This is a genomic window from Brevibacillus fortis (genome assembly GCF_003013395.1).
Classification (GTDB): domain Bacteria; phylum Bacillota; class Bacilli; order Brevibacillales; family Brevibacillaceae; genus Brevibacillus; species Brevibacillus fortis.
In genome coordinates this window covers 486,945-505,148 of the sequence record NZ_PXZM01000003.1, presented here as the reverse complement: position 1 = coordinate 505,148, position 18,204 = coordinate 486,945, and the positions used below count along the sequence as shown (strand labels likewise).

General features: G+C 47.6%; 19 protein-coding genes. All 19 read left to right on the top strand.

The annotated features are described in order from the left end of the window. Nucleotides 1-4: 4 nt before the first annotated feature. The 19 genes from spoVAC to C7R93_RS03960 all read left to right on the top strand — a co-directional run bounded on the left by spoVAC (nucleotide 5) and on the right by C7R93_RS03960 (nucleotide 18,204). On the top strand, nucleotides 5-496 hold the full coding sequence (gene spoVAC / locus C7R93_RS04050; protein WP_106837582.1) for a stage V sporulation protein AC: 492 nt from the start codon (nucleotides 5-7) through the stop codon (nucleotides 494-496). 13 nt (nucleotides 497-509) lie between these two features. Next, nucleotides 510-1,535: a stage V sporulation protein AD gene (gene spoVAD, locus C7R93_RS04045; protein WP_106837581.1), complete on the top strand. Its 1,026-nt coding sequence runs from the start codon at nucleotides 510-512 to the stop codon at nucleotides 1,533-1,535. Continuing rightward, nucleotides 1,535-1,885, top strand: a complete 351-nt coding sequence (gene spoVAE / locus C7R93_RS04040; RefSeq protein ID WP_106837580.1) for a stage V sporulation protein AE — start codon at nucleotides 1,535-1,537, stop codon at nucleotides 1,883-1,885. Before spoVAD ends, spoVAE begins: the two co-directional genes overlap by 1 nt. A 29-nt stretch (nucleotides 1,886-1,914) precedes the next feature. Continuing rightward, nucleotides 1,915-2,529 carry a stage V sporulation protein SpoVABEA gene (gene spoVAEA / locus C7R93_RS04035; protein ID WP_106837579.1) on the top strand — a complete coding sequence of 205 codons (615 nt, stop codon included), beginning with the start codon at nucleotides 1,915-1,917 and terminating at the stop codon, nucleotides 2,527-2,529. Beyond that, the gene (locus C7R93_RS04030; RefSeq protein ID WP_106837578.1) at nucleotides 2,483-3,952 is read left to right on the top strand and encodes a spore germination protein; all 1,470 of its coding nucleotides are present in this window, start codon (nucleotides 2,483-2,485) and stop codon (nucleotides 3,950-3,952) included. Before spoVAEA ends, C7R93_RS04030 begins: the two co-directional genes overlap by 47 nt. 179 nt (nucleotides 3,953-4,131) lie before the next feature. Then, entirely contained in the window at nucleotides 4,132-5,454 is a 1,323-nt protein-coding gene (gene lysA, locus C7R93_RS04025) for a diaminopimelate decarboxylase (protein ID WP_106837577.1), read from the top strand. Nucleotides 5,455-5,578: 124 nt separating this feature from the next. After that, nucleotides 5,579-7,852, top strand: coding sequence for a GGDEF domain-containing protein (locus tag C7R93_RS04020; RefSeq protein WP_106837576.1), 2,274 nt, complete (start codon nucleotides 5,579-5,581; stop codon nucleotides 7,850-7,852). 68 nt (nucleotides 7,853-7,920) lie between these two features. After that, a complete protein-coding gene (locus C7R93_RS04015; protein ID WP_106837575.1) occupies nucleotides 7,921-8,349 on the top strand; it encodes a peptidylprolyl isomerase in 429 nt (142 codons plus the stop codon). A gap of 183 nt (nucleotides 8,350-8,532) precedes the next feature. Continuing rightward, nucleotides 8,533-9,201: a site-2 protease family protein gene (locus C7R93_RS04010; protein WP_106837574.1), complete on the top strand. Its 669-nt coding sequence runs from the start codon at nucleotides 8,533-8,535 to the stop codon at nucleotides 9,199-9,201. A gap of 19 nt (nucleotides 9,202-9,220) precedes the next feature. After that, on the top strand, nucleotides 9,221-9,985 hold the full coding sequence (locus C7R93_RS04005; RefSeq protein ID WP_106837573.1) for a segregation/condensation protein A: 765 nt from the start codon (nucleotides 9,221-9,223) through the stop codon (nucleotides 9,983-9,985). Next, nucleotides 9,975-10,559 (top strand): SMC-Scp complex subunit ScpB, encoded by a 585-nt coding sequence (gene scpB, locus C7R93_RS04000; RefSeq protein ID WP_106652983.1) that lies wholly within the window; start codon nucleotides 9,975-9,977, stop codon nucleotides 10,557-10,559. The genes C7R93_RS04005 and scpB overlap by 11 nt, the downstream gene beginning before the upstream one ends. Nucleotides 10,560-10,703: 144 nt before the next feature. Further along, nucleotides 10,704-11,873 (top strand): D-alanyl-D-alanine carboxypeptidase family protein, encoded by a 1,170-nt coding sequence (locus C7R93_RS03995; RefSeq protein ID WP_106837572.1) that lies wholly within the window; start codon nucleotides 10,704-10,706, stop codon nucleotides 11,871-11,873. Beyond that, nucleotides 11,866-12,456, top strand: coding sequence for a nucleoside recognition domain-containing protein (locus C7R93_RS03990; RefSeq protein WP_106652985.1), 591 nt, complete (start codon nucleotides 11,866-11,868; stop codon nucleotides 12,454-12,456). The genes C7R93_RS03995 and C7R93_RS03990 overlap by 8 nt, the downstream gene beginning before the upstream one ends. An 11-nt stretch (nucleotides 12,457-12,467) precedes the next feature. Continuing rightward, entirely contained in the window at nucleotides 12,468-13,001 is a 534-nt protein-coding gene (locus C7R93_RS03985; RefSeq protein ID WP_007724050.1) for a spore maturation protein, read from the top strand. Between the two features lie 114 nt (nucleotides 13,002-13,115). Further along, a complete protein-coding gene (locus C7R93_RS03980) occupies nucleotides 13,116-13,865 on the top strand; it encodes a pseudouridine synthase (protein WP_106837571.1) in 750 nt (249 codons plus the stop codon). A gap of 107 nt (nucleotides 13,866-13,972) precedes the next feature. After that, nucleotides 13,973-14,497, top strand: a complete 525-nt coding sequence (gene resA, locus C7R93_RS03975; RefSeq protein ID WP_106837570.1) for a thiol-disulfide oxidoreductase ResA — start codon at nucleotides 13,973-13,975, stop codon at nucleotides 14,495-14,497. Nucleotides 14,498-14,510: 13 nt separating this feature from the next. Then, nucleotides 14,511-16,145 (top strand): cytochrome c biogenesis protein ResB, encoded by a 1,635-nt coding sequence (gene resB, locus C7R93_RS03970; RefSeq protein ID WP_106837569.1) that lies wholly within the window; start codon nucleotides 14,511-14,513, stop codon nucleotides 16,143-16,145. 24 nt (nucleotides 16,146-16,169) lie between these two features. After that, nucleotides 16,170-17,399, top strand: coding sequence for a c-type cytochrome biogenesis protein CcsB (gene ccsB / locus C7R93_RS03965; RefSeq protein ID WP_106837568.1), 1,230 nt, complete (start codon nucleotides 16,170-16,172; stop codon nucleotides 17,397-17,399). Nucleotides 17,400-17,487: 88 nt separating this feature from the next. Beyond that, nucleotides 17,488-18,204 carry a response regulator transcription factor gene (locus C7R93_RS03960; RefSeq protein ID WP_012686105.1) on the top strand — a complete coding sequence of 239 codons (717 nt, stop codon included), beginning with the start codon at nucleotides 17,488-17,490 and terminating at the stop codon, nucleotides 18,202-18,204.

Here is an 18,204-nt window from a genome sequence, read left to right as displayed (position 1 = left end):
GGGCATGGCAACCAAAACAAAATCCAAATCCAAAGCCCCCGGATCGATGCAGATGACCAAACAACTGTATCAACAGCAGGCTTCCAAGTTCCAGCCCAAACGAAATGTTCTGCTTAACTCGTTTCGTGCTTTCTGGGTAGGAGGGACCATATGTTTGTTGGGTCAGGCCATTCAAAATATGTATATTACGTTCTTCGGATTTACGGAGAAAACGGCAAGCAATCCGACCGTTGCGACGCTCATCTTTCTATCCGTTTTGCTGACTGGGCTTGGTGTGTATGACAATATCGGGCAGTATGCCGGAGCAGGATCAGCGGTGCCTGTTACAGGCTTTGCCAACTCGATCGCTTCTGCTGCCATCGAACATCGGAGCGAAGGGTTTGTGCTCGGCGTTGGGGGAAATATGTTTAAGCTTGCTGGTGCGGTCATTGTATTTGGGGTTGTTGCTGCTTTCATTGCGGGAATATTAAAGAGCCTGATCAACATGTTTTTCTAAGGGAGGGCTGTCGGTGTCAAACAATCAACCAGTGAAACGAGTCAATCGGCAAACCTGGCACTTCGATCAAAATGTTCGCCTGCAATGCTCGGCAGTTGCTGTGGGACCAAAAGAAGGAGAAGGACCACTGGCGCACTTGTTTGATAAGATCCACGACGATATGTATGCAGGCCAACAGACATGGGAAGACGCCGAACGCCAGTTGATGGAGGATGCAGTCAACACCTTGCTGCAAAAGGCAGGGATCACGGGCAAGGATGTGGATATCATTCTTGCTGGTGACCTGTTGAATCAGAACATCACCACCAACTTTACAGCAGAAAAGCTGACGATTCCGCTTCTGGGCATGTATGGAGCTTGTTCTACCTCGATGCTTACACTGGCAAATGCTGCGGCTTTGGTAAACGCAGGCTACGCCAACAAGGCGATTGCTGCTTGCAGCAGCCACAATGCCACAGCGGAAAGGCAGTATCGTTATCCTACGGAATATGGGGGCCAAAAGCCGCCAAGCGCCCAGTGGACAGTGACAGGAGCCGGTGCGGGATTGGTCGGGATAGGGGGAAGTGGTCCGCGCATTACGTATGCAACGATGGGAAAAGTAGTGGATATGGGGATTAAAGACCCGTTTGACATGGGAACGGCCATGGCGCCAGCAGCTGTCTCGACGATCCAAACGCATTTTCAAGATACGGGGCGCTCTCCACAGTTCTATGATTTGATCGTGACTGGCGACCTGGCAGCTGTCGGGTTTCCGATTCTAAAGGAGCTCATGTTGACAGAAGGATACGACATGGATCAAGTCTACAATGATTGCGGATTGATGATTTACTCCCCCGATCAGGATGTATTTGCAGGCGGGAGCGGTTGTGCCAGCAGTGCAGTGGTCACGTATAGCTACATTTTGGATCAACTCAACCGTGGAATACTGAAAAACGTGTTGGTCTGCGCCACGGGAGCTCTCTTAAGCCCGGTAAGCTATCAGCAGGGCAATTCGATACCGTGCATCGCCCATGCGGTTGCACTTGAAGGAGGAAAATGATGGAGTACCTGATTGCTTTTGTCGTAGGGGGATTGGTTTGTGTAGTAGGTCAGCTCCTTCTGGATGTTGGCAAGCTAACGCCTGCTCATGTCATGAGTACGCTGGTCGTGGCAGGAGTATTTCTCGATTTTATCGGCGTGTATGACAAGTTTATTGATTTCGCAGGCGCAGGTGCGACTGTACCGATTACGAGCTTCGGTCATTCTTTGTACCATGGAGCCATCAGCGAGGCTGAACAACATGGGTTCATCGGTGTGGCAACCGGGATTTTTGAGGTCACGAGTGCGGGTATATCGGCTGCGATTGCATTCGGATTTTTTGCCTCTCTCGTCTTTAAACCCAAAGGGTAAGTCCAGGCAGTAAAAGGCGGTGACCCAGCATGGACACAGTACGCCGGAAAGTTATAGTGGTGACAGACGGAGATCATATTGCCCAAAAAGTTATCGAGAGTGTCGCCAAGCAATTTGGTGGTCGATGTATATCGCTGTCTGCCGGGAATCCGACTCCATTACGAGGCAATCAGATGGTCGAACTCATTAAAATGACACCATATGATCCTGTAATTGTCATGTTCGATGACAACGGAGATTACGGCAAGGGTAGAGGGGAGAGAGCACTCGAATACGTGGTGAAGCATCCTGATATCGAAGTAATCGGTGCGATTGCAGTAGCCTCGAATACACGCTGGGTCAAGGGTGCGACTGTTGCTTATTCCGTAAACAATCAAGGACAAATTGTAGAAGAAGCCGTGGATAAGGACGGGTACGCAGACGAGCAGCTTCAGCATCATATTTATGGAGATACCGTAGACATCTTGAATTCCTTGCATGTACCGAATGTCATAGGCATTGGAGATATAGGGAAGATGGAAGGTAGGGATAGCTTGCAAAATGGTTGTCCCATCACAACAAGAGCAGTGCAATGGATAATGGAAAGGAGCGGCTCTTATGGCACAGGTCACGGAAAAACGGCATCCCATTTCGACTTATCTTGAAGAGAACCAGAAGTATTTGAACGACAGGCTTGGTGTTGGCAAGAGTTTTGATATCGGGGTCCATGATTTTTATGTGGGTCATACACGAATGTTGTTGTATTACATAAATGGCTTCGCCGAAAGCTTGCTTATTTCGCAAATCATGCGTGAGCTAAACGATGTGCGTGAGCGTGATCTGGCTGATAACGCTTTCGACCAATTGTTTCATAAGTTCATCCCTTTCTTCCAACTTAGTAAGGTGGAAACGACTGACGAATTTATGGATAAATTGCTCGTCGGTCAAGTAGGGCTTATTATTGACCGATCTCCTCACGCCATTATTATCGATGCCAAAATCCTGCCGAATCGCTCCCCACAAGAGCCAGATACGGAGCGAATCGTTCGTGGCGCGCATGACGGTTTTACAGAAGTACTCGTAACTAATACGGCTCTTACTCGTCGAAGAATACGTGATGAACGGCTCCGCTTTGAAATCATGCAGATTGGGGAGCGTACGAAGACAGATGTCGCGGTTGCATACTTGCATGATGTAGCGAATGAAGAGCTGGTCCAAACGTTAAAGGAGCGACTACAAAACATCCAAATTGACGGGATACCGATGGCGGAAAAAACCGTCGAAGAATTTATCATCGGAAAGACGATGAATCCGTTCCCTTTGGTACGATATACAGAGCGCCCCGATGTGGCTGCTGTACATCTATTGGAAGGTCACGTACTGATTTATGTGGATACTTCACCGAGTGTCATGATCACACCCGCTACTTATTTTCATCATGTACAGCATGCGGAGGAGTATCGACAAACACCGGTAATCGGAGCTTATCTGCGCTGGGTTCGTTTTTTGGGGATTTTTGCTTCCGTTTTTGTATTGCCGATCTGGCTGCTTTTGGTCATGCACCCTTCCATGATACCGGAGCCACTTCACTTCCTAGGGATCAAAAAGATGGGCAGCATTCCTATTTTGGCACAATTTTTGATCGCTGAGATCGGTCTGGACTTGATGCGGATGGCCGCTATTCATACGCCGGCACCCCTCTCGATTGCCGTTGGTTTATTAGCCGCCATTCTTGTTGGGGATGTGGCGATCAAGGTAGGACTCCTTGCACCCGAGGTTATCTTGTATTTGGCAGTTGCAGCAATCGGGATGTATGCAACGCCCAGTTATGAGTTGAGCTTGGCTAATCGACTTATTCGCTTGTTTCTGATTCTCATGGTAGGCTTTTTCTCTACACCGGGATTGATGATCGGACTAACGCTCGTCCTGATTTTCTTGGCTTCCACACGTTCGCTCAATACGCCTTACTTATGGCCGTTCATTCCCTTCAACTACAAAGGGATGAAGGATATTGTGGTACGGCTGGCTGTGCCAAGCAAAAATAACAGGCCGAGTATCGTTCGCGCGCAAAATTCCTCTCGGCAATAATATTCTGAAAACGGATGGCTTCACCCATTGTCAAACGCACAACCTTGTAGTAAATTGTAGGAAAGCCTTACGAACAAAAGTTTCTGTATGGCAACTGACGTTCCTCGTTGGTTGCCTTTCTCTATAAAATTTTGTCTATATACATCATCGGTGCGAATGAACTGGGGAGGAAACGAAACATGTACTTACACGGGACAAGTCGAGTGAATGAACAAGGAAACCTGGAGATCGGAGGCTGTGATACGACACAGCTAGCTACAACTTATGGAACACCTTTATATGTGTATGACGAACAACAAATTCGCACCAAATGCCGGGAATTTGTTCATGCATTTCACAATACAGGTTTTTCCTTCCAGGTTGCTTATGCGAGCAAAGCTTTTTGCACGATGGCAATGTGCAAGCTGGTTGAAGAAGAAGGCTTGTCACTCGATGTAGTATCTGGCGGCGAATTGTATACGGCCCTGCAAGCTGGATTCCCCGTAGAGCGCATCCATTTTCATGGCAACAACAAATCTCATGATGAGTTAATCATGGCGCTTGACGCCAAAATCGGCTGTTTCGTAGTGGATAACTTTTATGAGTTGCACATTTTGGCGCAATTGGCCGAAGAGCGGAACGAAAAAGTCTTCGTACTCCTGCGTGTCACACCGGGTGTAGAAGCTCATACGCATGAGTACATTTCAACAGGGCAGATCGACTCCAAGTTTGGCTTTGACGTGCAAAACGGCCAGGCTCTTGAGGCGATTCAGTTTTCTCACGAAAGCGATCATCTCCATTTATTAGGGGTTCATAGCCATATTGGCTCACAAATATTTGAAACAGAAGGCTTCCTCGTCGCTGTCAAACGATTGACAGAACTGTTGGGTGAAGCAAAAGGAAAGCTTGGATTCCTGCCGGAAGTACTGAATGTAGGAGGCGGCTTCGGTATTCGGTATGTAGAAGGCGATACACCGCAGCCCGCGGAAACGTATATCAAAGCCATTACAGATATTGTTCGCCAAGAACTCACAGCGCTTGCGATTCCGCTGCCTGAGATTTGGATCGAGCCAGGTCGGAGTATTATAGGGGATGCAGGGACTACCTTGTACCGAATTGGATCGCAAAAGAACATTCCAAATGTCCGGAAATATATTGCGGTCGATGGTGGAATGACAGACAATCTGCGACCAGCTTTGTACGATGCACAATATGAAGCAGCGATTGCGAACAAAATGAATGCACCTGCTACAGAAGTTGTTTCCATTGCCGGGAAGTGCTGCGAGTCAGGTGATATGCTCATCTGGGATGTGAAGCTGCCAGAAGCGCAAGCGGGCGATATTCTCGCAGTCCCAAGCACAGGGGCATATGGTTATTCGATGGCGAATAACTACAACCGGATTGCTCGTCCTGCTGTTGTATTCGTAAAAGACGGAGAAGCAGAAGTGGTCGTAAGACGCGAGACGTACGCAGAAGTAGTCGGTCACGATGTTTTGCCAAAACGCGCGCAGCTTATGCGCTAAACTTCATAAAAACTCCACAAACCTTCCCGATTGTTTGGGAAGGTTTTGTATTTCCTTCATCTGCCATTCATGATTGCTTAATGTTTTCTCGGCATAATGAAAGGGTGAGGGGGAGCGATTCATCATGTTGTCGACTCTTATGAAGCGATTTCGACGAATACCCTATTTTTCCTTGGACAAACGCCAATGGATGAAGGCGATGATTCGGCAGGAATTGGATAGAGAGAAGAAAGTCGTCCTTTTTTATATAGATATCGTCAAGCTGACTGAGGTAGAGCATCGCTACGGTGATACGAGTGCCAAGAGAGTTCTTCATATATTTGAAACTATTTTGCCAGCTGTAGCTCGTCAAGCATTTGAAATCAAAGGGAGAATCATCGCGATTCAAAAACTGTGGGGAGATGATTTTGCGATCTACACGTCCTTTTCGAAAATGATGAGCGAGGAAGACTGTCAAATGCTATCGATTCATTTTCAGGAGTTAGCTGAACGACAGCTAAATCGACAAGTGAGCTTCGTCAATCGCGAGGAGCTTCGCGTCCATATCGGCTATGCGGAAATCATCGGAGAAGATATCGTGAAAGAGATGTATACCTCTGTCAAACATGCTGTTCATATGGCTAAGTATGGGATTACCTCTGAAAAATATGCGCATATCAGACAATTTCACAAGCTGCTTGCAGAAGAAAACGTTCAGATGCATTTCATGCCGATTATTCATTTGCCAAATGGCGAAGCTTTGGGATGGGAGGCACTGGCGCGAGGACCGGTCAACAGTCTCTTTGCAACTCCCGCTGCCTTATTCAATTATGCGCAGGAGACGGATACTGTTTTTCGTTTGGAGCACATATGTCGCAAACGAGCATTGGAGCATATGCGCTACCTGAAGCCGCATGAAAAACTATTCATCAATCTGGACCCACGGGCGATTGACGATCCGTTTTTATTGCGTGGAAAAGTCCAGTTGCTTTTGGCAGAGTATGAGCTGACGCCACAAAACATTGTCTTTGAGATTACAGAGCGCCACGCGATTACAAATTACGCTGCCTTTCGAAAAATCATCGAGGAATACCGCAAGCAGGGCTATATGATTGCCGTAGATGATGCGGGAGCAGGGTATTCCAGCTTGGAATCGATTACAGAAATTTACCCAGACTTTATTAAGCTCGATATGTCATTGATCCGCAATATCGATGTCGATCCGATTAAGCAGGCGTTGTTGGAGACGTTTGTTTCCTTTGCTGACAAAGTGAACTGCAAAATCATAGCAGAAGGGATCGAGACGGAGCGAGAGCTGGAAACGCTCATGGACGTCGGTGTCATCTATGGACAGGGTTACTATTTAGGAAAGCCGGACAAAGGGATGGCACAGCTATGTGGGACGGCTATGAACTTTCTGCGGTTTACGATGGAAAGGCGGATAGAAAAAGAAGCAGAACCAAGGCTGTCCACTCCGGCTATGACCGAAATCTTGGCGAAGACAATCAGTGTGGAAAAGCACGTGAAAGTAAGACGCATCCATGAAATTTTCGAACAAAATCAACGAATTGAAAGTGTGGTTGTGCTGGAGCACGGCATACCGGTTGGACTTGTCATGCGTTTTTCTTTGTATCAAATTCTCGGCGGTCAATACGGAATCGCGCTGTATTATGAAAGGCCTGTTTCTCAAATCATGAATACCAACCCACTCAAAGCTACCAAAGACGACAAGCTGGATGAGGTAGCGAAGCGAGCGATGGCAAGAGACGCCTATCATTTGTATGATGTAGTCATAATAATTGACGAGCATGGCGAGTACATCGGTATCGTTACGGTGCAGAAGCTGTTGGACAAAATGGCTTCCATCAAACTCGAGATGGCGAGCTCCGCCAATCCGTTGACAGGTTTGCCGGGGAATGTGCAGATTGAAAGGGAATTGAATCAACGGCTGAAACAGAATCATCATCATGTGGTCATCTACTGTGATCTCGACCGTTTCAAATGGTTTAACGACCACTACGGGTTCGAAGTGGGGGATCAGATTATCGTTCGAACCGCGAACTTGTTGCGGGAAGCTTCGAAATGGTACGGAAGCGGCTCAGACTTCATTGGTCATATTGGCGGAGATGATTTTATCCTGATTACAACAGTGCAATGTGCGAATGACGTTGCCTTGTTTATTATGGATGCTTTTACGCCGTATTTTTCGGACATTTATGAAAAGCGTAGAATGGGTGACGGTCAGGAGCTCTCGATGTCGATGGCAGGTGTCGTCCTTTATGCAGGGAAGTACACCAGTGCGGAACAAGTTGCGGAGAGGGCAGCGTACGTAAAAAGGGTGGCAAAAGCGCAGTCGGGGACTGTTTTTATTACCGACTGTGAGTTACCTGGCGAAGAGCAGATGTGCATGGAGGGATAAATTGGACGTCAACCGTTCTCCATGGTAGAATGGGTACGTTAACTTTACAAGGTATGGAGGTTCAACATATGAAAAAAGCGCTCATCACCATGGAAAATGGTAACCAAATCGAGTTGGAGCTGTTCGATCAAGAAGCTCCGGGCACAGTAGGAAACTTTGAGAAATTGGCTAACGAAGGCTTCTACAACGGTCTGTCCTTCCACCGTGTTATCCCTGGCTTCGTAGCACAAGGCGGTTGTCCTTACGGAACAGGTACAGGTGGCCCAGGTTACACAATCAAATGTGAAACAAAAGGAAACCCACACAAGCATCTGCGCGGTTACCTGTCCATGGCACACGCAGGAAAAGACACAGGCGGAAGCCAATTCTTCATCTTGTATGATGCTTTCCCTCACCTCGATGGCGTACATACAGTATTTGGTCGCGTCACTTCCGGTCTGGAACACATTGATGCAATCAAACAAGGCGATAAAATGGGTACAGTAAAAGTAGGATAATAGTAGTGAAATGAACACCGATGAGGGAAACCTTGTCGGTGTTTTTTCGATAGGATGCATGCTGGGTCCAGCTGAAATGGGGTTGTAAGCCTATCTATCTGCTGGTATGCTAGAAGATAGACGATTTTTATCAGGAGTTGTTCAAAAAGATGACTTTTTGAACGCGGATGATTGGAGGAAGCAATGGATCTTTTTCATTTTGATTGGAAAACGGTACCGTTTCGCATGATTGCGTTCGTTATCGCTTTTACTTTGCATGAATGGGCGCATGCCTTTGTCGCTTGGAAGCTGGGTGACAATACGGCGAAATCGGAAGGCCGTTTAACATTAAATCCCATCCCGCATATTGATCCGTTTGGTTTGATTCTCATCCTGTTTGGTCCGTTTGGTTGGGCGAAGCCGGTGCCGATCAATCCTCTTCATTTTCGCGGGAACAAGCGTTTAGGTATCGTCTATGTTTCGTTTGCGGGTCCATTAATTAACCTGATACTCGCAGTATTGTTTTGCGTCGTGTTATTCCTTGTGGATGGTTCCGGTGTACTGGTGGGAATGCATGAAAAAGTAGCTTATGCAATTAAATGGACATTAATATTTTCTGTCTGGATCAATACAGCTCTTTTCATTTTCAACCTTTTACCGATTCCGCCATTGGACGGTTACAAGATACTGAGATTCTTGTCTCCTCGCAGTTGGGATGGAAAGTTTTATAATTATGAAGTCTACGGACCTTGGATTCTTCTATTACTAATTTTTATCCCAGGTGTCCGCACGATAATCTTTGGAGTTCCCCATGAGATTGCTCTGACATGGGTTGAACAGATGGCAATTAATATCTTGAAAGTGTTCATCTAACGGAAACGAGGGACGACTTTTGGCTTACAGCATCAAACTTGATTCCTTTGAGGGACCACTCGATTTGTTGCTCCATCTGATCGACAAGGCTGAGGTGGACATCTACGACATACCGATAGCGGAAATTACGGAGCAATACCTCGCGACGATTGACAAGATGCAAGAGCTCCAACTGGATGTGGCCAGTGAGTTCGTAGTCATGGCGGCTACGCTCCTCTCTATTAAAAGCAAGATGCTGTTACCCAAAAAGGAGGAGCATGTCTTTCAGCAGTTCCTCGATATGGATGTAGATGAGATAGACCCGCGTGAAGAACTGGTTGCGCGTCTGTTGGAGTACAAGCGCTATAAGATGCTTGCCGAGAACCTACGAGAAATGGAAATCGGCCGTAATCAAGTTTTTACGCGGCCCGCAGAAAATTTGTCTCCTTATGCGCGTGAAGAGGATCATACTGTGACGAATGTGACCCTATACGATTTGATCAACGCGCTGGAAAAATTGGTAAAGAAAACAAAAGAAAAAGAACCGATGACCACGGTGTCGCGCGACGAAATCTCCATTAAGGATCGGATGACGGAGATACGCCAAGCCGTACGTGGCGGTGGGATGGTTCGATTTTCTGAGTTGTTTACCCAAGGGGCGACGCGTACAGAGATTGTAACAACCTTTCTCGCCTTGCTTGAGCTCATGAAGGCTAAGCACATTACGTGTGTACAAAATCAATTGTTTCAAGACATCATCATCTGTGAAAACGGAACGGAAGGAGCCCATACCGATGGACTATGACAAGCTGAAAGGCGTAATCGAGGGCTTGCTGTTCATCTCGGGTGACGAAGGAATCGATGCCAAAGAAATCAGTGAAATCACTGAGGTGTCGGAAGAAGAGGTCATCGACTTGATCGAAGACATGAAAGCTGACTTCCGCCGGGCAGGACGCGGTATTCAAATCGTGGAAGTGGCAAAAGCGTATCAACTGACCACTCTGCCCGAGCATGTGCCCTATTTTGAACGGCTAGCAACATCGCCAGGCCAGTCAACGCTGTCACAAGCAGCATTGGAGACACTCGCTATTGTTGCCTACAAGCAGCCTCTGACCCGTTCGGAGATTGAAGAAATCCGTGGCGTTAAATGCGAGAAAGCACTGAACACCCTCTTATCCAAACAACTCATTCGCGAAGCGGGGAGAGCAGAGGGGATCGGACGCCCCATTTTGTACGCGACCACCAAAGAATTTTTGGAGCATTTTGGTCTACGGGAACTGGGGGATTTGCCAGAACCGCCTGTCAATCTTGATATCGAAGAAGCGCGACTGGAAGCATCAGCGCTATTCGGAAAAGCAGAAGAACCGACAAACGACTAGTTACAGCTCGGACAGTTTTTCGTACTATCATACGACTCGTCCCCATATACTATGGTACAAACCTGTGTATCGTGGTATAACGACGGCTTTTCTCTTGCCTTATCGGCAATGGTGAGTCCAAGTTTTCAAATGGGGAGGACGTTTATGAACATACGAAAATATCTGTCCGGCGTACTCGTCGTTTTTCTTTTTATACAGATGGCACTTACGCCGGCAGCGGTGGTAAAAGCTGCTGCCGCTCCACCTGGCATATCAGCCGAAGGAGCGGCGCTAATCGATGTTGAGAGTGGGCGGATTCTTTACTCCAAAAACGGTACGAAAAAAATGAGGATTGCGAGCCTGACCAAAACGATGACAGCAATCGTAGCGATTGAGATGGGCAAATTGGATGCACAGGTAACGGTACCACAACAAGCAGTAGGCGTAGAAGGTTCATCGATCTACTTGAAAAATGGAGAGAAGCTCACGCTTGAAGAACTGCTGTACGGTTTGATGCTGCGGTCTGGCAATGACGCAGCAGTAACCATCGCGACGCATATCGGAGGATCAGTGCCTGGATTCACTTACTTGATGAATGAAAAGGCTGCAATGATTGGAATGGAGCATACCAATTTCACCAATCCGCACGGTTTAGATGACAGTAACCAGCATTACTCCACGCCAGAAGATATGGCAAAGCTGTCCGCTTACGCCTTACATAATCCGGTATTTCGTCAAATCGTCTCAACGAAAGTCAAGGATATTTCTTGGGAAGGTGAACAGTGGGACCGGCGTCTACTCAACAAAAACAAGATGCTACACCTATACAACGGTGCTGATGGCGTAAAAACGGGATACACCAAACTCGCGAAGCGCTGTCTGGCTTCTTCTGCCACACGGGATGGGAGGCAGCTGGCGACGATTACCCTGAATGCTTCTGATGACTGGAACGACTCCTCCAAGCTGATGGATTGGGGCTTTGCGAATTATCCGCTTAAAGAGCTGGTCAAAAAGGGGCAGGAGGTAAAGCCTGACACGCCAGTCACACTTGAAGCAGGAACTCATCTCGTCACAACAAACGCTTTTCAGTATCCACTGCAAACGGCAGAGGCAGAGGGGATTCACAAGCGTGTCGTTATGGGAGAATCAACGGTAACACCGAAGATGAACGGTCAACTGGCAGGGTTTCTTCAACTCTATTTAAAAGAAAAGATGATTGGGCAGGTTCCGTTGCTAGTTAGTGTGGATACGCCGACTTTAGCCGTTCCGCAAGCTTCACACTCGATGTGGCAGCAGTTTTGGGGCATCGTGTCAGGGGGGCTGTGGAGTGCTTAATGTCATCTGGCTCGGGCTCATTGTCATTAGCATTGTCGTTGCGGCCATGACGGGACGGATGGAAGCGATCAATGCAGCAGCGTTTGAGGGAGCCAAGACAGGAGTAACCGTTAGTCTCGGACTACTCAGCGTTCTCGCCTTTTGGATGGGAATGATGCGGATTGCAGAAAAGTCAGGACTCCTTGAACTATTGGCGCGGGTATTGTCACCGATCATCCAAGTCCTTTTTCCCGATGTACCAAAAGGGCACCCTGCTATGGGATATATCCTCTCGAATATGAGCGCAAACCTGCTCGGACTCGGTAATGCAGCAACGCCAATGGGGCTAAAAGCCATGGAAGAACTCCAAAAGCTGAATCCAGACAAGCAAAATGCTTCGGCTGCCATGTGTACGCTGCTGGCGATCAATACAGCGAGCATCACGATTATTCCTACGACGATGATCGCGATCCGCATGCAGTATGGCTCCGTAAATCCCGTAGAAATCGTAGGTACTACGCTGTTATCTTCCTTTGCTGCCACGATTGTCGCCCTGTTGATTGATCGCATGTATCGTTATCGGCATATACGAAGACACAGATAGGGGGAGTCCTTATGTACCAATGGGTATCCCTGCTCTCTCTTTGGGCCATTCCCGTTACGATTGCCTTTGTCTTGTTGTATGGGTGGCGGAAACAAGTCCCCGTCTACGAGACGTTTGTAGATGGAGCAAAAGGCGGCTTAACCACTACGATTCGGATACTCCCGCACCTGATTGCCATGATGGTCGCAGTGAGTATGTTTCGGGAGTCAGGAGCATTGGATCTATTACTTCGCGCACTCAAACCGCTTCTTGACCTGCTGCATTTTCCAGAAGAACTGGTTCCGTTGGCGTTGCTTCGTCCGTTGACAGGAACAGGCTCACTTGCGATTGCAACAGATCTGATCGCGCAGTACGGTCCCGATTCTTTTTTGGGCAGATTGGCAGCTACCATGCAAGGGAGCACAGATACGACCCTGTATGTCCTAACCGTTTATTTTGGTGCAGTTGGCATTCGGAATTCTGCCTATGCGTTAAAGGTAGGCTTGTGGTCGGATCTGGCTGGCGTCATATTCTCACTGCTCATTGTCTCCTATATTTTCGCGTAAAGAAGTCCAAATAGTGTAGGCTGATAAAACTTCCTCATGGATATGGGGAAGTTTTTCCCTTTTTCTTGTCCACACTAGTAAGAATGGGTATGATGTTGTAGAGGTGAACCAACGATGGAACGTTTACAAAAAGTATTAGCGCATGCTGGAGTCGCCTCTCGTCGCCATTGTGAAGAATTGATTGCGCAGGGCAAGGTGCAGGTAAATGGCCAAGTCGTACGAGAGCAGGGAATAAAAGTCGATCCGCTCAACGACAAAATTGTGGTGAATGGACAGCAGGTTAAGCTGGAGCAGCATGTGTATCTACTGCTGTACAAGCCGACTGGTGTCATTACGAGCGTCACAGACCCGCGCGGCAGACGAGTAGTGATCGATCTGTTGAAGGGAATAAAAGAACGGGTATATCCAGTCGGTCGCTTGGATTATGATACTTCCGGCTTGCTGCTCTTGACGAACGACGGAGAGCTTGCCAACAGGCTGGCACACCCAAGCTATGAAATCGATAAAGTGTATCGGGCATGGGTAAAGGGAATCCCCAGTCAGGAAAAAGTACGCAAGCTAGCAACCGGCATTCGTTTGGAAGACGGCATGACTTCTCCCGGTCAGTCCAGATTGTTGACGTCAGAGTCTAGCAGCCAGAGAGCATTGGTAGAACTGACGATACATGAGGGACGAAACCGCCAAGTGCGCAGAATGTGTGAGGCGATTGGCCATCCGGTTTTGACATTGGAGCGAATCCGTCTAGGGTTTCTCACTTTAGATGGGCTAAAGCCGGGCGAATTTCGCAGGCTTACTCATGAGGAAGTAGAGAGCTTGAAGAGGGGATTGGTTCAAAAGCAACGCAGTCCGCGCTCGAAACATTGATTCGTTCAAAATCTGTTCATAAGTTGTGCGCTGTCGGAAAAACTAGGAACGCTATAATAGAATGGGAAAACGATGCAATTTATTAGCAGTAGATGGGAGTAGGCGTCATGAACAAAAGCAATCGTACATATGTCAGGATCGCGGTATTGGGTGTTTTGCTTGTAGCGCTGGTCTTTGCACTCTATTCCAGCTTTGTGAAGGACCCCGGTGCTGTGAAAGTAGGAAGCGATGCTCCGAATTTCAGCTTGGAGCAACTGAATGGACCAGAGGTGACTCTGGAAGGCTTGAAAGGCAAGGGCGTTATCCTCAATTTCTGGGGCACGTGGTGTGAACCCTGTAAAGAAGAAATGCCGGCACTGCAAGAGCAATATACGAAGTTCAAAGACAAGGGATTGGTTGTAGTCGGTGTCAATATCGGTGAATCGCCAGTTGCCGTAGAACCATTCGTGAAGCAGTTCGGGATTGACTTCCCTATTTTGCTCGATCGCCAATCGGAAATTACAAAGCTGTATCGAATCGGTCCAATTCCGACAACCTTTTTCATCGACCCAGATGGAGAAGTGCAGGACATTTTTATCGGCCAGTTAGATGAAGCGATGATTGAGTCGAAAATTACAAAAATCTTGCCGTAAGTGAGGAGCAATGATGGATCAGCGAAAATGCGAATGCGGTCATACCAACCCGGTTGGGACGCTGCTCTGTGAGACTTGCGGGAAGCCTTTGAATGTGGAAGTCCACGAGCAGACATCGTTTCCTGACATGCGTTATGAAGGAATGGCAAGACGTTCACAAACGAATAAGACGAAGGTAATCGATCGAGTCTGGAACTTTTTTTCTTCGGTCAAAATTGCAATCGGTATCATTATTGTCATTTTGGTGGCGTCCGCAGTCGGAACCATCTTTCCGCAGCAAATGTACATACCGGTCCCCGTTCCGACTGAAGCAGACGTTGCCCGTTTCTATACGGAATCATATGGAACACTGGGAACGATTTTCTACGGACTAGGCTTTCACAATATGTACTCCTCATGGTGGTTTGTGACCCTCCTGGTCATGCTCGGTACTTCTTTGGTTATCTGTAGTCTGGACCGCGTAGTGCCGCTGTATAAAGCGTTAAAGAAGCCAAGATTGAACCAGCACAAGTCCTTTTTGAAAGGGCAAAAGCTGTTTGCAGAAGGGGAGCTTGCTCCAGAAGCCAATCAGGAAGCGATACTGGACGCCTCCGCTTTGGCATTGAAGCAAAAAGGATACCGCATTTTCCGCACGGAACGAGCGATCATGGCTGAAAAAGGTCGTTTTAGCCGTTGGGGTCCTTACATTAATCACATCGGACTGATATTGTTTTTGGTCGGTACCTTGATGCGAAGCCTGCCTGGCTTTTACTTGGACGAGTACGTCTGGGTGCGTGAGGGACAAACAATGGCGATTCCAAATACCCCGTACTACATAAAGAACGAGAACTACACGACAGAGTATTGGTCGGAAGAAGAAATGCCGGAACAACTGGAGCTTAAGGGCGGAGCCATCGTGAAGAGCTACCAGACAGAGGCCATTTTGTATGAAAATAAAAGCGCTGACGTTCCAGGGAAAAAACCGGATTTGGTAGAAGTGCAGAAGGGGCCGATCGTCGTGAATCATCCGATGGAGCAGGACAGCCTCTACATTTACCAGAGCGGCGTGCAAGAGATGCAGCTTGGAGCGCTTAATTTTACACTGGTCGATTTGAAAAACAATAAAAAAGAGATCGGTCTGATCAAAATTGACCTGTACAATCCACAGCCCGAGCAAACTATCGCGAATGGGTTCACGGTAAGGATTTTGGACTACTTCCCCGATTTTATTATGGGAAAAGACGGGAAGCCGGCAACGAAAACCAATTTGCCTAAAAATCCGATGGTGGCCTTGGAGGTCATTGGAGAGAACGGCGCGTATAACGAAAAAGTGGTTTATCTAGAAGGAACCATTCTTACACAGAAAAATGATCCGCGTTACGGACTCGACATCAAAATGCCTGATTTAGTCGATATTGCAGGACTGAATATACGGGTGGACAAGGCACTGCCGCTGATTTATTTCGGTTCGTTTATCTTCCTTGCGGGCGTTGCAATCGGTATGTTCTGGCAACATCGTCGGGTTTGGGTACAAACACAAGAGGGAAATATCTTGGTAGCAGCTCATACGAATAAAAACTGGTTCGGTCTTCGCAGGGAAGTAGACGGGATGGTTAAACAAGCCGAGCTCCCTGTCACGATAGAAGATAAAACGAAGGCCAAGGCCTAAAGCTCCAAAGGGGGTACTAACAACGTGCAGCTCATTCAACTGAGTGACTGGTTATTGGATATCGCGTTTCTGCTCTACGTCATCTCGTCTATCGTATTCGCGGTAGCCGTTACGGGGAAAAACTGGGCAGGGCGTGATCCCAAGCAACACGAAGAGCGCTATGGACGGATTGCTTATTGGTTAGCTGTTATCGGTTTTGTGGCGCAAACAGGGTACGTAGTTGCCCGCTGGATTGCCGGCGGTCACAGCCCGACGAGCAATATGTTTGAGTTTATGGCATTCTTGGATTACTGTATTATCTTGGCCTATTTGATTATTTACCGGATCTACAAGCTGACCTCGATTGGGGCGTTTGTCCTGCCGCTTGGGGTTATCATGCTCGCGTATTCGTACGTGTTCCCGAAAGAAATCACCCCATTGATTCCGTCTTTGCAGAGCTATTGGCTGCATATTCACGTGACTACCGCTGCACTGGGTGAAGGGATTTTGGCAGTTGGTTTTGCAGCGGGTCTGATGTATTTGATCCGTACTGTTCCGCAGCATATCTCAACGAAAAGTACGAAATGGCTGGAGATCGTGCTCGCTGTGGTCCTGATGCTCGTTGGATTCATTTTGATGGATTCTACTTTTGCTCGTATGGATCAGAAGACAGTATTTGAGATGAGAAAAGAAGAAATGAATGCAGCAGGACAAATGGTAAAACCGAAAGTGGAGTACATCCTGCCAGCAATTGTTTCACCTGCTGATTCAACGATAATGAAGGAAGGGCCGATGTCTCCACTCTTTACGGCACCTACCTGGATGGAAGGAAAAGACGCCGCACGTAAATTGAACACGATGCTGTGGTCAGTTCTTACAGGTGTGATTCTGTACGGCGGATTGCGCTTGATTTTCCGAAAACGATTAGGGGCTGCAATCAAGCCTTCCGTTGAGAGCGTAGATCCTGAGCTTCTGGATGAGATCAGCTATCGAGCGATCAGTATCGGATATCCTGTGTTTACACTCGGAGCTCTTATCTTTGCGATGATTTGGGCAGAAGAGGCGTGGGGACGATTCTGGGGCTGGGACCCGAAAGAAGTATGGGCGTTAATTGTCTGGCTCTTCTACAGTGCCTACTTGCACTTGCGTCTATCCAGAGGATGGATCGGTGCAAAGTCAGCCTGGATGTCTGTCATCGGGTTCGTCATTATTTTGATTACACTAGTCGTGGTCAACTTGGTCATTGCTGGTTTGCACTCCTACGCTGGGGTGTAAAATTTCTACGAAAAGCTGGTTTTACCACCAGCTTTTTGGACTATCTTCTTACAGTTTTACGATATTATGAGAGCAAGAGGTGTTCCAGATGGAAAAAATGGCACGTATTCTCGTAGTGGATGATGAAGAACGCATTCGCAGACTTCTGAAAATGTACTTGGAAAGAGAAAACTTCTTGATTGATGAAGCAGATAATGGAGAGCAAGCAGTCGAAATGGCAGTGGGAAGTGACTATGACATCATTTTGCTCGACTTGATGCTGCCAGGAATGGACGGGATCGAGGTATGCCAGCGTGTTCGTGAATTCAAGGCAACCCCTATTATTATGCTGACGGCAAAAGGAGAAGAAACGAACCGCGTTCACGGGTTTGAGGCAGGGGTGGACGATTATGTGGTGAAACCGTTCAGCCCGCGTGAGGTCATGTACCGGGTAAAAGCGATTCTTCGTCGCTCTTCCGCGACAGCATATTTGAAGACAGAGACATTCAACAGTCATTCTGTTCTCGTTTTCCCGGAACTGACCATTGACCACGATGCACACAAAGTCATCGCAAGTGGCCAAGAAGTGAGTCTGACTCCGAAAGAGTATGAGCTGTTGCACTATCTGGCATTGTCGCCAGATAAAGTGTTTACGCGTGAAGAGCTGTTAAAAGATGTGTGGCACTACGAGTTCTTTGGCGATTTGCGCACGGTGGACACGCATATCAAGCGTCTCCGCGAAAAATTGAACCGTGTTTCTCCGCAAGCTGCCAATATGATCGCCACGGTATGGGGTGTCGGATACAAGCTAGAGGTGCCTAAGTAA